Origin of the sequence: Hyphomonas sp. UBA3601, from assembly GCF_002375605.1 — a bacterium.
Taxonomy (GTDB): Bacteria; Pseudomonadota; Alphaproteobacteria; order Caulobacterales; family Hyphomonadaceae; genus Hyphomonas.
Map to the genome: position 1 here is coordinate 5262 of NZ_DFME01000139.1, position 210 is coordinate 5471.

The window sequence follows — 210 nt, forward strand, 5'->3', positions numbered from 1 at the left end:
TCCCGCGATCTGAAGCGTCGTGGCGACGCGCCGATCATAATGCATGGGCAATCCGGCGCCGTCTGGGGAGGCATAACAATTGACCCCAACTGTGCCGGTAAAGCTGAGTCGCGCGCGGATCGCCTGGGCCCAGCGGGCCAGGAAGGGATCGGCCATGTGAATATTGGTGATGCAGATCGTGGCGCCTGATTTCAGCAGATCGCTGGCCTC

The 210-nt window shown here is 61.9% G+C and carries 1 pseudogene; it reads right to left on the bottom strand.

The features are described from left to right. Positions 1–210, bottom strand: a pseudogene (locus B4F73_RS15740) (cupin domain-containing protein); the annotation flags it as partial.